The organism is Spirosoma sp. KCTC 42546 (assembly GCF_006965485.1).
Lineage (GTDB): Bacteria > Bacteroidota > Bacteroidia > Cytophagales > Spirosomataceae > Spirosoma.
On sequence record NZ_CP041360.1, the window covers coordinates 5,006,183 to 5,025,827 of the forward strand.

At 45.9% G+C, this 19,645-nt stretch carries 14 protein-coding genes; 10 read left to right on the forward strand and 4 right to left on the reverse strand.

The genetic code is table 11. From position 1 onward, the window contains the following. Positions 1–152: 152 nt before the first annotated feature. Entirely contained in the window at positions 153–560 is a 408-nt protein-coding gene (locus EXU85_RS20670; RefSeq protein ID WP_142773911.1) for a VanZ family protein, read from the forward strand. Positions 561–747: 187 nt separating this feature from the next. Here the strand turns inward: EXU85_RS20670 and EXU85_RS20675 are convergent, their stop codons facing one another. Then, positions 748–1,107: a hypothetical protein gene (locus tag EXU85_RS20675; protein WP_142773912.1), complete on the reverse strand. Its 360-nt coding sequence runs from the start codon at positions 1,105–1,107 to the stop codon at positions 748–750. A gap of 529 nt (positions 1,108–1,636) precedes the next feature. On the opposite strand from EXU85_RS20675, the gene EXU85_RS20680 reads away from it, so the two are divergent. Continuing rightward, complete coding sequence (locus EXU85_RS20680) at positions 1,637–5,620, forward strand: ATP-binding protein (protein WP_142773913.1); 3,984 nt, start codon at positions 1,637–1,639, stop codon at positions 5,618–5,620. 100 nt (positions 5,621–5,720) lie between these two features. Here EXU85_RS20680 and solA read toward each other — a convergent pair whose 3' ends face one another. Next, a complete protein-coding gene (gene solA / locus EXU85_RS20685; protein WP_142773914.1) occupies positions 5,721–6,881 on the reverse strand; it encodes an N-methyl-L-tryptophan oxidase in 1,161 nt (386 codons plus the stop codon). 249 nt (positions 6,882–7,130) lie between these two features. On the opposite strand from solA, the gene EXU85_RS20690 reads away from it, so the two are divergent. Together EXU85_RS20690 and EXU85_RS20695 are read left to right on the forward strand one after the other, a co-directional pair. Continuing rightward, positions 7,131–9,569, forward strand: coding sequence for a PAS domain-containing sensor histidine kinase (locus EXU85_RS20690; RefSeq protein WP_142773915.1), 2,439 nt, complete (start codon positions 7,131–7,133; stop codon positions 9,567–9,569). A gap of 133 nt (positions 9,570–9,702) precedes the next feature. Next, positions 9,703–10,140, forward strand: coding sequence for a response regulator (locus tag EXU85_RS20695; protein ID WP_142773916.1), 438 nt, complete (start codon positions 9,703–9,705; stop codon positions 10,138–10,140). Positions 10,141–10,202: 62 nt separating this feature from the next. Here the strand turns inward: EXU85_RS20695 and EXU85_RS20700 are convergent, their stop codons facing one another. Continuing rightward, positions 10,203–10,412, reverse strand: a complete 210-nt coding sequence (locus EXU85_RS20700) for a hypothetical protein (RefSeq protein ID WP_168207839.1) — start codon at positions 10,410–10,412, stop codon at positions 10,203–10,205. A 332-nt stretch (positions 10,413–10,744) separates the two neighbouring features. Here EXU85_RS20700 and EXU85_RS20705 point away from each other — a divergent pair, with 332 nt between their 5' ends. The 3 genes from EXU85_RS20705 (at position 10,745) to EXU85_RS20715 (ending at position 12,739) form a co-directional block, all read left to right on the forward strand. Beyond that, positions 10,745–11,347, forward strand: a complete 603-nt coding sequence (locus EXU85_RS20705) for a TetR/AcrR family transcriptional regulator (RefSeq protein ID WP_142773918.1) — start codon at positions 10,745–10,747, stop codon at positions 11,345–11,347. Between the two features lie 141 nt (positions 11,348–11,488). Beyond that, a complete protein-coding gene (locus EXU85_RS20710) occupies positions 11,489–12,022 on the forward strand; it encodes a YceI family protein (RefSeq protein ID WP_142773919.1) in 534 nt (177 codons plus the stop codon). A gap of 12 nt (positions 12,023–12,034) precedes the next feature. Continuing rightward, positions 12,035–12,739, forward strand: a complete 705-nt coding sequence (locus EXU85_RS20715; RefSeq protein ID WP_142773920.1) for a DsbA family protein — start codon at positions 12,035–12,037, stop codon at positions 12,737–12,739. 86 nt (positions 12,740–12,825) lie between these two features. Here EXU85_RS20715 and EXU85_RS20720 read toward each other — a convergent pair whose 3' ends face one another. Next, positions 12,826–13,503 (reverse strand): outer membrane beta-barrel protein, encoded by a 678-nt coding sequence (locus tag EXU85_RS20720; RefSeq protein WP_142773921.1) that lies wholly within the window; start codon positions 13,501–13,503, stop codon positions 12,826–12,828. A gap of 280 nt (positions 13,504–13,783) precedes the next feature. Here EXU85_RS20720 and EXU85_RS20725 point away from each other — a divergent pair, with 280 nt between their 5' ends. From EXU85_RS20725 to EXU85_RS20735, 3 genes are read left to right on the forward strand one after another with little or no spacing between them, the layout of a single operon-like run. Beyond that, the gene (locus tag EXU85_RS20725; RefSeq protein WP_142773922.1) at positions 13,784–16,966 is read left to right on the forward strand and encodes a SusC/RagA family TonB-linked outer membrane protein; all 3,183 of its coding nucleotides are present in this window, start codon (positions 13,784–13,786) and stop codon (positions 16,964–16,966) included. A 23-nt stretch (positions 16,967–16,989) separates the two neighbouring features. After that, positions 16,990–18,453, forward strand: coding sequence for a SusD/RagB family nutrient-binding outer membrane lipoprotein (locus EXU85_RS20730; RefSeq protein ID WP_142773923.1), 1,464 nt, complete (start codon positions 16,990–16,992; stop codon positions 18,451–18,453). A 28-nt stretch (positions 18,454–18,481) separates the two neighbouring features. Continuing rightward, a complete protein-coding gene (locus EXU85_RS20735; RefSeq protein ID WP_142773924.1) occupies positions 18,482–18,997 on the forward strand; it encodes a hypothetical protein in 516 nt (171 codons plus the stop codon). The last annotated feature ends 648 nt before the right edge of the window (positions 18,998–19,645 follow it).

Genomic DNA, 19,645 nt, shown 5'->3' on the forward strand with positions numbered 1-19,645 from the left:
GGATTGAACTAGTGCCTGGCCAAAATAGATTCCAGTGGATTCTACAGATTCTAAACGGGACAAGTGCTAGTGGTTTGGCAAACTTGATTGAAGTGGGTATTCCTATAAAGCGTGGTAGGATAGCTGAATCCAATGAAAATTATAGCTTAATTATGCGTTTAACTTATTTACTGCTTGGTGTTGGCGTTGCCCTTATTTTGTACTTAAGCTGGCAACCCCATTACGATTTTAAACATATTTGGTTCATACCGAAATGGGTGTCTGACTGGACCGATGTTCATGCCAATGGAAACATACGTACAGCCGTTCCTTTCGTATTTATGGGCATGTTTGCAGGCTTTTTACCCACACCTCGCCCTCGTTCCGTATACCAGTGGTTAATTCTGTGGTTGATTCTGATAGGTATTGTAGCCCTGGCAGAAACAGGCCAGCTTCTTATACCATCCCGTTACTTTAGCTTTGAGGATATTGGATGGGGAGCGGTTGGTGCACTAATTGGGCTGGTTTCCGCATTTACGCTTGTAACCACGCTAAACAAGATTCGTTCGCAAAGTAAATGACTTGCGCGTCGTCAGGAAGCCAGTAAGCATTAGTGCTTTGCAGGCTAGAGTTTATTGATACGTTGGATTCTCGGGGGTGTCGTGCAGTAGAGGCAACTTGATTGATTAGTCGAATACTAGCTGCTAAGAATCCAGAAAACCTCAGCGTGATTACTGCCCTGTTTGCCAATAATTTCACCGCTGGCCTTTAAAGTTCTCTTGTCATTCGCTCGTTATACAAATCAAGCACATTATCACTCTTCACCTTTGTCGCATACGTTAAGTCCATAAGTGCTGCCCACTTACGATCGCCTGTTGCAGCGGCAAATGCTTCAAATCGTAGTTCCGTTAGCAGCCAATTAATTGGACAGTGAATATCATCAGCGAGTGCAATGGCGACTAAGGAGTCATAAACGTCGCGGGCATGGGCTTCACTTGGGGTAGATGCCCATAAACTGGTATAAGCTTCATACACATCCTTTACTTGAGTGGCAGTAGCGCCCCAAAAACCAATGAGGGGCTGGCTAATAGAGGAGAAAACAGTACCCGTTCGTTCGTCAAGCGTCATAAACTGACTTTTTATGAACGTTTACAGCATCAATCATGCCAGCAATTTGACCAATAATGCCATTTAGGTCTTCAATTTCTCATTTTTTGCTCGCATACTGAGTCAATCGACCTAACAAACAGGCTACGCAGTTGACCACTAGCCTAGGTCAGTTATATCAACTTGAGGTTAGTTTTAGGGAAATTGCCTCCAAAGATGAGCTTAACTACCGACGATGCAGATTTCAGTACAACTAATTACCTTACTTCCTAAACCTGTTCAACGTCAAAAACAAGACAGCAGCAAACTATCTTGTTTTTGAATTTAGCTGGTAAGCTAACTTCCTTTAGCGTAATTTCCCCCCGTTCTTATTTACTAGCAACACCCTGCGTTGCCCGTATTCTTCAGGCTTTTACACCTGTAGAAACAAGCATTTCTAGTTAGTTCCCAATACGCATATACATTCCTGATTAGCCAACAACGGAAATTTTTGATGTTCTTACCGTTGGCCTATCTTTAAGCTACCCACCAGATAAAAGAATATGAAACAATGAGCCTGTTCAACAAAAGAAAAAGCTGGGCTATCTTCTGGTGGCCCAGCTTATTAAGTATCTTTTCTATCCCTATTCTCCTTTCTGCTCAACCTGCTACATTCTCCCGCCCCCAAATACTGACCGAAGAAGAAGGATTACCGCAGGCGTTTGTTTCCGATATTTTGCAGGATCAAAAGGGGTTTATCTGGATGGCTACCCGCGATGGGCTATGCCGTTACGATGGTCAACGGTTTAAAGTTTTCCAACCCAACTCCGACGCAAAAACCTCGATCTCATTTCCTGATGTATTATATCTGAAAGCAGATTATAAAGGACGAATCTGGATTCGCAATACCTATAACGAACTTGATTTATTCGATCCGGTACGAGAAACATTCCACAGCCTTTCGCGCCAATCCTTTTATCAACAGGCGTTTAGTCGTGATTCCCTCCAGTTCTTTTGCCCAGATCGGCAAAATCATCTGTGGTTGTACTTCCATTATGCGGGCTTAGTTTCTATTAATCTGAATACCAATCACATCCAGCATTATAAGCATCAGCCTGCTACTAAAAACTCTATTAACAAAGGCGTTATAAAAGCTATAATTGAAGGCCAACGGGGGGCTATGTGGTTTGCAACTACGGTAGGGCTTGATCGGTACGACAGAGTAACAGGGAAATTCACGCACTATCAACATCAGTCAGGAAACCCAAATTCACTCCCCGATAATGAACTAAACAGTTTATACCAAAAGCCAGATGGTAGCCTGGTTATTGTATCCCGATGGCATTTGACACTCATGAATCCAACTACAGGAAAATGCCAGTCATTTCCTCTACCCGTATCGAGTTATTTTGACCATTTTCCTCAATTTGGTACAGATGCCAAAGGCACTGTTTATTTCTACTACTCTACAGGACTATATTGTTTTAACGAAACTTCTGGCATCCAGAAGTTGGCTCGATTTGCGGGTAGTTCACACTACCAAAGCCTGTTAATCGACCGTTCGAATGTGCTTTGGATAGGAACGAACGGGCACGGCGTTCGAAAGTTCGACCTCACGGCGAATCAGTTTCAACGATATCCTTATCGAGCCAATTTCCAAACAGACTTACTAACAAATCAGCTAGGCGCATCGGTAGATCAGTTTCCTGCTTTCAACCGATTTGATCTGGCATATTTCTTTCGATACACATTCGATAAACAAAATCACCTGCTCTTCAACATAGGCAAAGGCTCGCTTTATCAACTTAATCTTCAAACAAAAAAACTGGTCTCACTACCATTCCCACCTGGACAAGATGGTCCTCTGGATGAGCAATCGGTTCCTCTAACGACCTCCCCGCAGGGAACAATTTGGGCCTTATGCAATGCCCATCTGTTCCGGTATTCAGAACCAACCCAGACATGGACACCTGAGTTAGACTTATCCACTATCAATTCAACTATGGTTCAGTTGGTTAGTGATGATCAGTCATTTTGGGTAGGAACCGAATCGAAGGGGCTATTTAGGATCAATAGCAGGACCAATGCCATTCGGCAGTATGCGTACACACCCACCGATACTACTTCGCTTAGTAGTAATATCATCAATTTTCTGTCTGTCGACCGCTTTGATAAAAACATCCTTTGGGTAGGTACCTTCGGCAGTGGACTATGTCGCTTTGATAAACGTACCGGAACGTGTCGGCGGTTCACCACTAAAAATGGGCTGCCCAACAATGTTATTTATTCGGCCATTCCCGACCGGCAGGGAAATCTGTGGGTTGCCACCAATAAGGGAATCTGCCGATTCAATAGACAAACCTTCCAGGTACAGAACTATACTATCGAAGACGGGCTGATGGCCAATGAATTTAATCGGCATCATATTCTGCAATTGCCGGATGACCGAATTATTCTGGGTGGAATAGAAGGGATTACAACGTTTAGTCCTTCTCAGGTCAAAAACGACACGTTTCAACCCAGGGTTGAACTAACGGGCATACAGATTAACAACCGCCAAATTGAACCTGGAAAGGGCTCACCACTGGGCGAATTGCCCATCCATGCCCTTTCTGAACTCTCCTTACTGCATAATCAGAATTACCTGAATTTTGAGTTTGCATCTTTACAGTACAACAAAGAAAAAAAGACCAGGTATCGATACCGCATGGAAGGATTGGATACTGATTGGATCGTTGTCAATCGGCCAATGGCAAGCTATACCGATCTAAAGCCGGGATACTATACCCTGTTTATTAATGCGTCCAATTCGTCCGGGGTCTGGAGTAAACACGTACGAACATTCAGGATCAAGATTCATCCACCCCTATGGGCCACCTGGTGGGCGTATACGATATACGGACTTTTACTCGTAGCCTTACTTTACGGCATATTCCGAACCTATGCTAACCGATTGCAGCTACAACAGTCCGTAATTCTAAAACAGAATGAGGTAGAATTAACGATAAAAGAAGCCCAGCAGCTTAAGAATATCGACGAAATTAAAACCCGTTTTTTCACCAATATAACCCACGAGTTTAAAACCCCACTTACATTAATAATAGCCCCCACACACTACTTGATCAATGAGTTGAGTCAAACTAAATATGCTCGTCAGCTAGCCTCCATTGAGCAAAATGCGAATCAGTTACTACGGCTCATCAATCAGTTACTGGATCTCTCGAAGATCGAAGCCAGCGCTATGGAGGTACATGAATCACGCGGTAATCCAGGAGTATTTATCGGGCAAATTCTCGACTCATTTACTGAGTTGGCTAACCAAAAAGGGGTTGAACTAACCTATCATAATCAGGCAACGAGCGATTATCTATTCGACGCTTCGTTACTCGAACGAATTATATATAATCTGGTATCGAATGCCCTGAAATTTACTCCAACGGGTGGAAACGTAACTGTCCAGCTTAACGCAGCGAACGGTATCACGCTGGTAATTGCCGATAACGGAATTGGCATACCTTCCGAAAAAATAGCGGCTGTTTTCGAGCGTTTTGTTCAGGCAGATACGTCGTCGACCCGTACCCATGAAGGTACGGGCATTGGATTGGCACTGGTGAAAGAACTGGTAGACTTGCAGCAAGGAACAATTCGGATAGACAGCGAAGTGGACTCGTTAACGAACCAACATGGAACCACTATAACCCTTCAGTTGCCTTATCGGAAGGTTGAACCGTTAACAGGTCCTATTGATAAAGCGCTCGATATACCGGAAAGCCGATCAGAAGCGGTACCTATTGTGCTGCTGGTTGAAGACAACCCAGATATGGCCACTCTTATCATTGACTGTCTGCCCACAACTTATCAATTCATATGGGCTAAAAACGGAGTTGTCGGGCTGGCTCAGGCTGTCTCACAACTTCCCGATTTAATAATCAGCGATGTGCTTATGCCGGAAATGGACGGCTACACGCTCTGCCAGACGCTGAAAGCAGATGTCCGGACAAATCATATTCCCCTCATATTGCTGACGGCCAAATCATCTGTCGAAAGTCGATTAGAAGGTTTATCAGTAGGTGCCGATGATTACCTGACCAAACCGTTTTTATTGCCCGAGCTGCAACTACGAATCCGAAACCTGCTGGAAAGACAAAAGCTATTACGGGAGTTGATCCGCAAGAGTTTTATCAAAATTGATCAGGACGACATGCAACTAACGATCGTCGATCCTTTTCTGGCAAAGCTCTACGCATGCATCGACGCTAAATTGGATGATTCAGCTTATGGAGTAGAAGAACTGGCAAATGACATTGGCATGAGTCGCTATACACTGCACCGAAAAACAAAAACGCTCACTACCATGCTGCCCAACGAGCTTATCCGTAACTATCGATTGAAACGCTCACTGTCTTTTCTCCGCAAAGGCAATACAGTAGCCGAAACCGCCGTGCTGGTTGGCTTTGATAGCCCTTCCTATTTTACAAAGTGTTTTCGAAATCACTACAACATAACCCCTAAACAACTGCTGCAACAAGCGGGCACCGAAAACAACATCGAATAAGGTTTGTGTATTCTCATCATTTACGAACGTTGCCGCAACGACTACGATTAGAGGCTTTGTATGATTTTGTAGCTGGTAAGCTAACGCTAAACCCAAAGAATTAGCGATCAAAACTAGCCAATCGAAACGCCTGGATATCAAACATGGTCTGTTCCTGTAGGGCCAATTCCGCTAAAATTTGGCCAACGGCAGCTGAATGCTTAAACCCATGACCCGAACAGGCAGAAGCCAGCAGTACATGGGGATTAGCCGGATGCTGGTCAATGATAAAATCGCCATTGGGCGTCATGGTATATAAACAAACTGCCGACTTAACACAGCCAGGCCCAATTCCTACAAAATTAGGCGCAACAAACCGTTCGTACATCGCGTGTGTCTCGGCCTCACTCACTTCACGATTCACCGACTGGGGCGAAGTAGGCTGAGCATATACTTCTGTTGCTAGTTTAAGCCCACCAGCCGGACCACCAACTGCCGGAAAACCATACACTTCCCGATCGTTCAGAATAAAGACCGGCATCCGGTCGGGCGTATAGTGCTGGTAGTTATCCTGAATGTCGAACCAGTATAGAACCTGTCGGTACACCCGAAGCAAATCAGCAAAAGGTGTATCCCGGAGCGATTCGCTTATCCAGGAACCAGTCGTAAGAATTAACTTCCGGGTCTGATAAGTAGTGTGGTCAGTCCGAACGGTAAGCACTCCGTCCTTCCATTCATAGGATACCATTCGCTCGTTGGTTCGGATGGATGCTCCATTGCGGATGGCCTGATCAAGTTGCACAGAAAGGCAGCGTTCAGGATTCAGAAAGCCAGCTTCCTCTTCATAATAGCCAATATCATCCGGGCCAGTCCTGATTTGAGGAAACTCCTGCCGAAGTATCGCGGTATCCAGAATACGATGAGCGATGCCATAGGTTTTAGCCGCGTCAATTGTTGTTCGGAGCCAACCGGGTTTATGGCGGGTTTGCACATCCGACTGCTCTTTACCAATAAACAGGCCACCTGTAATGGTTAGTAGTTGCTCGCCCGTACGTTGTTCTAACTCTCGCCAGATTTGATAGGATCGCAACGCCAATGGCACAAAATATACACCTTCGCCAATGGCCTGTCGGGTAATTCGGGTTTCCCCATGCGTGGATCCCAACGTATGAGGTGGCCTAAACTGATCAATACCCAGCACGTAGGGTGTCTGTTTAGAAAGCTGGTAAATGGCAGCGCTGCCCATTGCCCCCAACCCAACTACAATCGCATCAAGAATCATAAAGCGTCACCGTCTGTATTTACTGACGAATAAACACCGAATGGTTAATAACCCCAACTCGTCCTCGTTAAAAGAGGAGCTGTGGAACAAAATCAGATGAAAATAAGGAATAAAAGAAGTAGCTACTACGTTTACACCAAACGTTAAATAAGCAAACTTTCAAGTACCGGTTTTCCTTAAACGTAAAACCTTACTTTCTATATCTAGTTATTCACCAAGATAAATTTACTTGTAATCACTGTGTAATCAATGACCGACGAGCAAAAGCCCTTCGATCAGGACATGGCCGCAGAACTTGAGCGGTTACAATTTACTTTACAGGCTGCCGGTATTGGCACCTGGGATCTTAATTCGAGCACTCAACTCGTTCGCTGGAATGATCGTTGTCAGGAATTATTCAACTTCCCGGGTAAAGACACCCTTCCGTTCCAGCAGGTACTGAGTCGAATCCATCCTGATGATCAGGATCGGGTAAACGCGGCCATACAACAGGCACTCACTGCACAGTCGGATGGACTCTATGACGTACTTTTCCGTACCCTCGGAACCGACCACACGCCGTCACGTTGGTTGAATTGCAAGGGCAAAGCCTATATTGATCAAGCAGGAGTGCCTCAGCGACTTTCGGGTATTGCCCAGGATGTAACTCTTCAGATTCAGCAACAAGCGCATTTAGCCACGTCTGAGCAGTTCGATCAATTAGCGAATGAAGCCGCCGGCATTGGCACGTTTCATCTTCATCTGGCAACCGGCTACTTAACGTATAAAGCGTTACTGGCTAAAATCCTGACAGGGCAGGAAACCACCCGCTTTGATCATACAAAACTAACTAGTTTTATACACCCCGATGATCGCTCTATTCGGCAGAAAGCCTTTGCTGATGGGTTACTGACAGGAAAAATTCGATATGAAGTTCGATTTATCTGGCAGGATGACTCCGTTCATTGGATCCGCATGCTTGGCACGTATATTTTTGATGAATCAGGTAATGCCCAGGATGTTATTGGCGTTGTTCAGGACATTACGGATCAGGTTCTTTCCCGGCAACGACTTGAAGACAGCGAAGCCCAAATGCGTAGCCTGATCGAAAGTGCCCCCTTCCCAATTGGGGTTTACGTGGGCCGTCAAATGCAGATCCAGTTTGCCAATCAGTCCATTAAATCGGTCTGGGGAAAGGGCGACGAGGTGGTTGGTAAGTTGTATTCCCAAATCTTACCGGAGTTGGCTAATCAAAACATCTATGACCAACTAGATAGCGTATATTCTACAGGTACTCCTTTCCACGCGAAGAATCAACGGGTAGATATTACTATAGATGGGAAATTACAGCCTTACTATTTCAACTACAGCTTTACACCGCTCTATAACGCGGCTGGCCAGGTATATGGTGTAATGAACACGGCCGCCGAGATAACAGACTTAATTTTGGCCAAGCAACAGGTAGAAAAAACAGAAGCTGCGCTGCTTGGCGCTATTGAGCTGGCTGAACTGGCTACCTGGAGTCTGGACATTGAAACAGGCATATTTAGCTATTCAAAGCGATTTATGGATTGGCTCGGCTTCTCCGAATCGACTAAAAGTATGGATGAAGCCTACAATCCACTGCCCGATGACTATCGTCAGTCTGTTGCGGATGCCATAGCCGCTACTGTTGCGCCAGGCTCATCAGGTTATTACGAGAATGAGCACCCAATTATCAACCGGCTCACCGGGCAGATACGTATTATTCATGCCCAGGCCCAGGTATTTTATGATACGGATGGCAAACCTCTAACGCTCACAGGTACTGCGCAGGACATTACTACGCAACGTCAGTTACAACTCGCACTAGAGCAGCAGGTGCAGGAACGAACTGAAGAACTAGCCGCCACCAATGAAGAGCTTTCGGCAATTAATGAAGAACTGGCAGCTACTAATGAAGAATACGCGGCTACCAACGAAGAGCTAGAGGAAGCCAATCAATTGTTTAGCCGGTCCAATGAGAATTTACAACGATTCGCTTACGTTGCCAGTCATGACTTACAGGAGCCGTTGCGAAAAGTACAACAATTTGGCGATCTGCTGAAAAGCCAGTATGCCAGCCAATTAGGGGATGGCATCGGTTACCTGGAACGGATGCAGGCGGCAGCCAGCCGAATGTCGAACCTGATTAAGGACTTACTGAGTTTTTCCAGAATCTCCACCCGGCAGGAAGTTTCTTCATTAGTATCCCTGAATGGGGTGCTCAGCACCGTTTTGAGTGATCTAGACCTTCGTATACAGGAAACAGGTGCGCTTGTGACCGTTGATTCACTACCAAGAATTCACGGCGACAAATCTCAGCTCGAGCAATTATTTCAGAATCTGCTCAGTAATGCATTGAAGTTTCGCCGAACGGATAGACCCCCTTTAGTTCATGTCCGGGCCCAGCTTATAGCCACAAACGAACTTCCACTTTCTATAAAGCCAACCAGGATCACATCAAATTACCATCGTATTGATGTATCTGACAACGGAATTGGTTTTGATGAAAAATATGTAGATCGTATTTTTCAGGTCTTCCAGCGACTACATAACAAAAGTGAATTTGCGGGAACAGGTATTGGACTGGCCATTTGCGAGAAAGTAGTTGCTAACCATGGTGGTGCCATTACGGCACATAGTAAACTGGGGCAAGGTGCCACCTTTAGTTTGTATTTTCCGATATAAATCCACGGGTAATCGTAAGTTGCACATGTGGACTTTACTGCCTCTTTCAGCCTAACTACAGCGTAAACATGTAGCTCTCAGAACAGTAAAGCCTAAAAATAGTAGTTGAACTTAATTTTGTTTGATTGTTTATATGCCCAATCAGTTTCCAATTTTATTGGTCGATGATGACCCCAATGTAGCCGAGATATTAACTAAGGCTGCCCAATCCAGCTTTGCTGAAGCTTCTTTTATTCATGTAAGTAGTTTCGAAGAAGCGAAACGGTACATTGAAGAATTGGAAGGCAAAGGGCCCAAAATTGTATTACTCGATATTGACTTACAGGACAAGGTTGACGGATTAGACTTTTTGACGCTATTACGCGCCCATCCAAAAGGGCGCATCTTACCGGTAGTAGTACTCTCAGCCAGTAAAACGGCTCAGTTAGTAGAACGGGCTTACTCCTATGGAGCGTCTTCATTTACAGTAAAGCCATTTAGTTACTCAGATTGGAAAACGTATTTGAGTAACTTAAAAACGTACTGGTTCGAGACGGTTACGCTGCTGGATGTCAGGCATTCCAATGACTAATAGGCTGCCTGATCAAAATAGGCTCAAAATCGGAGGACGAATAGCTACTTTCAGAACCAGGCTTAATCATCGTAGCTGGTTTCAGATTCCAGGCCAAATCCAATTTTTTGCAGGCTCTTAATGGCATCCTGGATAAACCCTGTAGCCTCCGTGATCTGACGGGCATCTGGATGACTCCCATCTACATGGCCCACTAAGCTGTTTGTCTTCAGGCGAAGCACTTCCAGCTCAGCAATTAGTTCGCTAAGTACAGACTTCATTTCCGGGTTCATAATTTCCTGTGCTTTTACATTATTTCCCCAAAGATAACTTGGCCAAAGGACTCATAGAAAAAGGATTTTCAGGAATCTTCCAATGCAAAAGAGCAACAGGAGTATGCCCAGAAAGCAATGGGTATAGCCCCAAACTTCACTATCCCGTTCAGCTTCACTTTCATAAACCCTTCCACTTGCTTTATAACTAAACAAGGGGTATGGCCGCTCACTTGATACTACTAGTTTGCCCCATAAAGGCATTATATCCGGATTATCTAAAAGGATAGTAGCTTGAACTTTCTATATGATAGAATAGTTAACACTGTTATAGATACTAACAGCACCCCAAAATGGGAATTCTAGAGCGTAGGCAACGCCAAAAAGTAGAAGTAAAAACCAGCATTTTACAGGCAGCCTGGCAGCTGGTTCTGGAAGAAGGCTGGCAGGCACTCTCTATCCGTAAAATTGCCGACGCCATTGAGTATAGTGTCCCGGTGATCTACAGTCATTTTGAGAACAAGGACGCTATTCTACAGGAATTCACCCGAGAAGGATTCAGCCTACTAACCGAGGAGGTTACACGGCAACGAGACAGCCAGCCAGAAACCAGTCTGCAACTGGAAGCAATTGCAAAAGGATACTGGAGCTTTGCTTTTGCGAATAAAGAGTATTACCAACTCATGTTTGGGTTGGGCATTCCTCAGTGTGAGCAGGTCAATCAGGTTGCTGAAATGAAGCAATTCTCGGATGTGCTGGTTGGGGTGATTCAGGAAGCCATTAGTCAAAGCAAACAGCCGCAGGTCAATGCCTTTCTGAAGTTCCACACGTATTGGTCTATTTTGCACGGATTGGTATCAATTCAGATGATTGACCGAAATGCATCCACGAATCCATGGAGTCAACTTGTGCTTCAGGACGCAATCAGTGGGTTTATCAAAGCACTAAACGGCTAATTTTTTTATCCTTACCCTAACAGTGTTAGTATTTATACCACTATTAAAAAAACTGCTAAACGAGTAATTTCTTTAGTACAAAAACCGAGAAAACAATCAGACAATCAATCAGTTACAAACCTAAATTAATCAATTACAAGTATGGCAACTACAAACTGGGTCGTAGACCCAATGCACTCCGAAGTACAGTTCAAGGTAAAACACCTCGTTATATCCACTGTAACCGGCACATTCCGGAATTTTGAAGGGGGCGCTACCACAGCCCACGACGATTTCGACGATGCCGAAGTTCATTTTTCCCTGGACGTAGCCAGTGTGGATACCAATCAGGAAATGCGGGATAATCACCTGAAGTCAGCTGATTTTTTTGATGCGGATACCTATCCTAAAATTGCCTTCAAATCGACCTCCTTCAAGAAAGTGGACGATGATGAATACGCACTAACAGGCGAATTAACTATGAAAGGAGTTACCAAACCCGTAACCCTGAAGGCAGAATATGGTGGAGCAGCCAACGATATGCACGGCAACAAAAAGCTGGGATTTGAGGTTACCGGTAAGATTAACCGGAAAGAATTCGGCCTGACCCATAATGCGCTCACCGAAACCGGTGGATTGGCTCTCGGCGAAGACATCAAATTGATTGCGAATATTCAGCTGGCTCAGGCTGCTTAACCTAAACGAACAATGGACGTAGAAATCTGGAGTGACGTGATGTGCCCCTTTTGCTACATTGGCAAACGGAAGTTTGAGAACGCACTTAATCAGTTTCCCCATAAAGACCAGGTAAATGTTGTTTGGAAAAGCTTCCAGCTTAACCCGGATATGAAAACAGAACCGGGCAAAAACATTAACCAGTACCTGGCAGATATAAAGGGCTGGAGCCTGGATGAAGCTAAACGCATGAACGACCGGGTTACAGCCATGGCCAGCGAAGTTGGCTTATCGTACGACTTTAACAAAGCCGTTGTGGCAAACTCATGGGATGCGCACCGACTCATCCAACTGGCCAAACAGCACGGCCTGGGCGATGCCGCCGAAGAACGCCTATTCCGGGCGTATTTTACCGAAGGGCGCAATACATCAGACCACGCAACCCTGCTTGAACTGGGCACTGAAATTGGCCTGGATGCCACTGACGTTGAGCAATTGCTCAATAGTAATCAGTTTGCAGAAGCGGTAAGTCGGGATATTTACGAAGCCCAGCAAGTAGGTGCTCGGGGTGTTCCCTTCTTTGTGCTGGATCGCCGGTACGCCGTTTCAGGCGCTCAGCAACCCGAAACGTTCTTAGGTGCCCTCAATAAAGCCTGGTCAGACTGGGAGAAAACCAATCCTGTAGTTGCCTCAGAAGCAGCCGACGGCCCAACCTGTACACCAGGTGAAGCCTGTTAACCCTCTGCTAGTCAATTAATAATGAACAATGGATAATGAATAACGATCTACATTACATTGATTCGTTATTCATTATCCATTGTTCATTAAAAAGTATACAATAGCTGCGTGCTCAGCCCCACAGAATACGCATGATAATACACATACGTTGGGTGTGCTTGCACATTATAACTAAAGCCTGGTTGAACAAGTAACGAGTAATGTTCATTCAGTCGATAAATGACGCCTACGCCCACCCCTGGCGTAATGGTTACGGGCTCACCAAATTTCACCGCCACCTCCTGACCGTTCCCCAAGTCAACATAGCTCTTTGCACGAAACCCCAGTGATGCCCCTACCGAAAAATAGGGAGAGAGCCGTTTGGTCGATGATTGATAATTAATCTGAACGGGTATACTATACGCAAATTCATTCCGATGTGTATTAGTGTAATTAACCGAAATCCTAGTCCCATTCTGAGAAAAATAACCTTTTGCCGACAGACTCTGGCCTGCTGCAATCCCTGCATTTACCGACCATTTTGGCGAAAACGCATAGCGAACTAAGAGTCCAAAGCCATATCCCTTACCGTTCGAAGAGGCAACTAGTTCTGTTGGTGATAGCTGCGTAATTGGATCAGGTATTGGAACAATGCTTTTATAATCGCTATGACTCTGACTATACCCTAAACTTACTGCAAGGGAGAATTTACGTTGGCCAAAAGCAGGGCTTAGTATGCATAGTATACTTAGCCAGACGAAAATAAAGAGAGAGGTGATTTTCATAGGGTTGAGGGTTTCGATTCATACGTTTACGGTGCCCAAATTAACACAAAACCCTGTAGTTTATGTTGCCAACTCCAATTTTTAATCGCCTTCTAATTACGAGCTAAATCTACGTATTAGCTAGTGACTTTCAGGCAATTAACAACGACCTGATGTTTCTACCCAGGCGGTAAAAAGAGTTAATCTTTATCGGGATTACCCAAATTCAGAAATCATCCCCCGTCATTTGGCAAAGTTGCTTTAGTGTCAACTTCTCTATGTATTCTAGCTCTACTCAAACATGAAAAACAGTCTACCAGGTTGTTGGCTACTTATATTCCTTCTTTCGCTACCAGCGATGGCACAGGAGGTAAACATAAGTGGCCGCGTCACCTCATCAGAAGACGGGTTAACCTTACCCGGTGTAAGTGTTCAGATAAAAGGAACAACCCGCGGCACGACAACGGATGCCAATGGAGCCTATAAAATCAGCGTCCCATCCAGCGCTCGACTGATCTTCAGTTTTATTGGTTACACCAGTCAGGAAGTTTCAGTAGGGAGCCAATCCACTATTAATATAGCCCTGGTCAGTGGGGCCCAGAGCCTGGACGAAATCGTGGTAACGGCCCAGGGCATTGAACGCGACAAGCGATCGCTGGGGTATGCTACCCAGGAAGTAGGCGGCAATATTCTGGCTCAACGCTCTGAACCGAACCTCCTGAATGCGCTACAGGGAAAACTTGCGGGGGTTAGCATTACCAGCGCCAGTGGAGCACCGGGGGCCTCAACCAACATCAACATTCGCGGAATTACTTCCTTTACGGGTAGCAACCAGCCACTGATTGTGGTCGATGGAATTATCTTCAGCAATGATGTTAATCTCACACAGAACACCCTCTTTGGTACCCAGCCCTCCAACCGACTAGCCGATATCAACCCGGAAAGCATCGAGTCGGTCAACGTACTGAAAGGCCCCGCAGCGGCCGTGCTCTATGGTTCGAGAGCTTCGGCGGGCGCTATTGTAATTACCACTAAATCGGGGCGGAACCAGAACAACAAGACGGAAGTAACCGTCAATTCATCCTACAACGTCCAGACTATCTATGGCCTTCCCAAATTCCAAAACGACTACGGGCAGGGAGCCAATAACCTGTTTACGGCTAATTCGGCCAACTCATGGGGGCCAGCCTTTGCTGGTGGACCTACCTCGGTTACAAACACACAAGGATTAGTAGTGCCTTATCAGGCTTATCCAAACAACGTCAAAGACTTCTACAAGCAAGGGAGCATCATCCAGAATTCGGTCAATATTGCCTCGGGCGATGCTACCCGAAACTATATTCTTGCTATTGGGAATACCCTTCAAAACGGGGTCATCCAAAACTCGAAGTTTAACCGAACCAATGTCCAGCTTGGGGGGGAATCACGTCTGCAAAATGGCCTGAAGATCAGTGGAACGGGCACTTATGTCCAAACCGTATCGACGGGTATTCCGGGAGGGAATGGTGCCAGTGCTTTCGGCCAGATCACCCGTATTCCCCGCAGTTATAATCTGCCCGGCGAGCCTTATCAGGATGCGAATGGGAAAAGTATTTATTATTCCACGACCAGCAATAATCCGGAATGGAGTGTAAATAACGAGCGGCTCGATAGCCAGGTCGACCGGTTTTTCGGCAATTTCCAGATCAGCTACGACATTACCAAGTGGCTGAACGTAGCCTACCGGGTAACGGGCGACACCTACACAGATCGCCGTAAACTGATCCTGCCAATTGGCGCAGGGCGCTCTCCTTTAGGCGAAATTTCCCAGGACAACTTCTTTCGAAATGAGCTGAACGGGGATTTACTGATTTCGGCGCGTAAAGACAATTTATTTCTGGAAGGTCTGAATGCAAACCTGCTACTGGGCAATAACATCAATCAGCGAAAATCGCAGGAAACGTTAGTCGATGCCGCTTCGCTTACCATTCCAGGTTTCTATAATGTTGGCAATGGCTCTGTCTTTACGGCTAGCGGAGAATTTTCCACCCTTCGCCGACTAGTTGGCTACTATGGTCAGTTATCGCTGAATTACAACAACTATCTATTCCTTGAATTGTCCGGTCGGGCCGATCAGTCTTCTACCCTACCCAAAGCGAGCAATACGTATTTCTATCCTTCAGCCTCGGTTAGTTTTGTTCCTACCGATGCCTTCAAGCTCAACTCAGATGTGCTTTCGTACGCTAAAGTTCGTGCCAGCATTGCCAAGGTAGGTCGTGATGCAGATCCTTACCTGCTGAATTCCGTGTATACAACAGCCGCTTACGGGAACAACACCGCCAGCATTACCTTTCCCTTGCAGGTGAATGGAGGGAGTATTCCCGGCTTTGTTGTGAGCAACCGGATTGGCAACAATAACCTGACACCTGAGTTTGTTACATCCTATGAAGTGGGCATCAACCTGGGATTCTTCAAGAACCGACTGAGTATCGATGCTTCTTACTTCGACTCGCACAGTAGAAATCAAATTTTCAACGTAGCCATTTCCAACTCAACGGGGTATGACACCCGGACAACCAACGTTGGGGAGTTGCGTAATCAGGGCGTTGAACTGGTTCTGAATGCCACACCAATTCGTATTGGTGGCTTTAAATGGGATGCTACCCTGAACTATACGCTTATTCGCAACAAGGTCATTTCAATTGCGCCGGGTGTCAAGTCGTCAAATGTGGGTAGCTCAGCAACGAATCTGGTTGGTTCAGGTGCCAATGCATTCACGGGCATCATCCCGTCTATTTACGAAGGTTATCCGTACGGCGTGGTGGTTGGAACGGCCAATGCACGGGTGCAAAGTACGGATCCAACCGGCCTCTATTATGATCCAACCGGTCAGTATGCAGGTCAGAATGTTATTAACGGAACCTCTGGACAATTCGCGCCAGGCATTTCCAATTCAGTTATCTCGAACCCGCAGCCTAACTACACGGCAGGTTTGACCAACACCTTTTCCTACAAAGGCCTGGCGTTGTCGGTACTAGTTGACACCCGGCAGGGTGGTCAGTTGTACTCCTTCAGCGTGACCGACGCCCGCGCTAACGGCACCCTCTACGCTACAGGTATCGACCGCGATCAGCCCCGCATTTTGCCCGGTGTTATCCAGAATGCCGATGGCACCTTCCGGCCAAATAATATTCAGTTAAGCTCTCAGGTATACTGGAATTTAGCCCTTGGTGGATTGGCTTCGGAAGCAGCTGTATTCGATGCTACGGTGTACCGACTGCGTGAAGTGGCCTTAAACTACACGCTGCCGAAGAGCTTACTGGGTAAAACTCCTTTCGGCTCGATTTCGGTGGGTGTAAGTGGCCGGAATCTATACTTCTACGCGCCCAACTTCCCCGCCGATCCTGAGATCAATACCCAGGGTGCTGGTAACATTCAGGGACTTGACCTCAACGGCCCTCCCAACACGCGCAACTTCGGGGGCAACATCCGACTCACGTTCTAATCACTTTTCCACTCGACTGACTCATGAAATTCATAGATTATAAAAGCTATCTGCTCATCCCTCTTTTTCTGGGATTGGGCGCCTGTAGCCAGTTCCTGGACGTTAACGTAACACCCAACAATCCTACTTCAGTTACCCCAGCGGTATTGTTACCGGGTGCTCAGGCAGGCACGGCGTTTGCCAACGCCAATGAGCTAAATCGCTTTGCCTCCACGTTGGTTCAACAATTGGCCGGAGCCGCTAATAACCCACAGAACTACGATATTTTCCAGACCAACGGGGCGGATATGGAAAACCAGTGGCGCTTTGAGCTCTACGGAGGTGGGCTGGTAAACTATCAGAAATTGATTGAACTGGCAGATGCCAATAACGCGAAAGCTTATTCGGGAATTGCCAAGATCATGAAGGCGTATACCTTCAGCATTGCCACCGACTTTTGGGGCGATGTACCGTATTCCCAGGCTTTACAGGGCGAAACATTTACCGCTCCTCGTCTGGATAAACAGGAGGACATCTACAAGGGAAATGCTACGTTGGGCATTCAGAGTCTGTTCGATCTGGTCCGCGAAGGTATCAGGGATCTCGATGCCACATCGACCGTAAAGCCAGGCGCGGACGACCTTATTTACGGGGGCGATCTGGCCAAATGGAAACGGGCAGGTAACACACTGCTATTGAAATTTGCCATGACCATTAGCCGCAAAGAGTCAGCGCTGGCCACCAGCGTAATCAATGAAGTGCTGACAGGAAATAACTACATAAACACCAATAGTGGCGATATGAATTTTACCTTTGGAGCAAGTGTGGGCAGTCAGGATCCCCGCTATACGTACACCGTTGTGAGCACCTTTAAAGACGATATTATTCTGAGTACGCGTTACCTGAATTTGCTCAACAGCCTGAATGATCCACGCCTGCCGCTCTTCTTTACCAAACCCGCAGCCAACTACGTCACCATCGACAATGGGTTTCGGGGTACACTACCTTCGCCCGTAACGAACTGGTCGCGTTACAATAAATATGTAACGGGCAACAGCGGAGAAGGACCGGTTCGCTTAATTACCAACTTCCAGCGGGCCTTTATTCTGGCCGAAGCCGCCCTCCGGCTGGGTACACCTGGCGATCCACAAGCACTTTACAAAGAAGGCATTACCGCATCCATGACCCTGGCTGGCCTTACCGCCGATCAAATCGCGGCTTACTTCACCGCTAACCCAACCGTGGCTACCCTGGCTGGAACCACGGAAGAGAAAATTGCGCAGGTGATCACCCAGAAATACATCGCCTTTACAGGGAATGGGCTGGAACTCTGGAACGACTATCGCCGGACGGGCTACCCGGTTCTGCAACCCTCCCAGAATGCAGCAGGTATCGATGGAACACGTCCTGTTCGGGCGGTTTACATCAACAACGAAATTCAGCGCAATCCGAATTTCCCCAATCCAGCTCCCCAATCAAACGTTCGCGTTTGGTGGGATGTCGATTAATATTTGTAGACGTCAAACGCTAACTTGAATGAAAAAATATCTTATAAAAGGCTTGTTTCTGGTCTTGTTGGTCGGTAGCAGCTTCTCCTGTAAAGACGATTATATTTATAGCGATCTGGTGCGGGATAATCGTCCGGCAATTCCGGTAACGTTTCCGGGCACAATAACCTACGGATTTAACCCCTTTATTACTACCTCGATTGCAGGCGGTGGCCCTATTGAGTTCACTTTATCGATTCCAGCATCAAGTGGTCGTACAATTAAGGAGATTACCAGGATTGTGGGTGGGGCCACGGGGATCAATGTAGCCACTCTGAATGCGGCCACAGCTACCAGCGCCTACAACGCAGCGCCCATAGCGGGTACCGGCACCACGGCCGTATTTACCACAACGCTGGCAGCTTTCAAGTCAAAGTACCCAACGGTGGCTACGGCACCGGTAGCACTGCCGAACTACACTGAAATCCAGTTTCTGTTTCTGGTCACGTTGGACGATGGCACGCAAATCGTTCCAGAACCGGTTCGGGTACGTATTGTGGCTTAGCAGGCTCGCAAGATTCTAATACCAAACCCGTCATTGTCGATTTTGCCATTTCGGCTTTAGAAGAAATCTTGAGTTTATAGTAATAAAACTCAAGATTTCTTCTAAAGCCGAAATGGCAAAATTTTTTATATATTCATTCCAAAAAATCTAAAACAGGCATTCTATTAATAAATACCTAATCCACTTTAGGTGGCTATAATTTTATAATATCACACCTCTATAAAAAAATAAATTTTTCATAGCAAACTAGCGTATTTTCAAGCTAGTTTTTTTAGTATATAGGCCGCAGAATAACAACCATTACGTTTAGCTCCTTAGCCACTGTGCCTGTGTAGTAAAAAGAATTACACTTCATCGTATAATTCTGTAAATAATAGATAGCTCCCAAATAAAATAATAAAATATATTATTAAGTGAAAAGTATATAACTCAATAAATTATTGCCTTACCTAATTTATCATTTGATCACCTTCATTTTAATCAATATAGACCTTTATCTTTCATAAATAGGCCAATACTAGTCAATTTTCTACCCAACAAATGAGTAGGCTTATTCATCTGGCCAGGCAAACTAATAAACAAAATATTAGCTAATGGCACAAATAATATTTTGGATTGTTTAAATACTTCCCATCCTTCAAGGCAAAT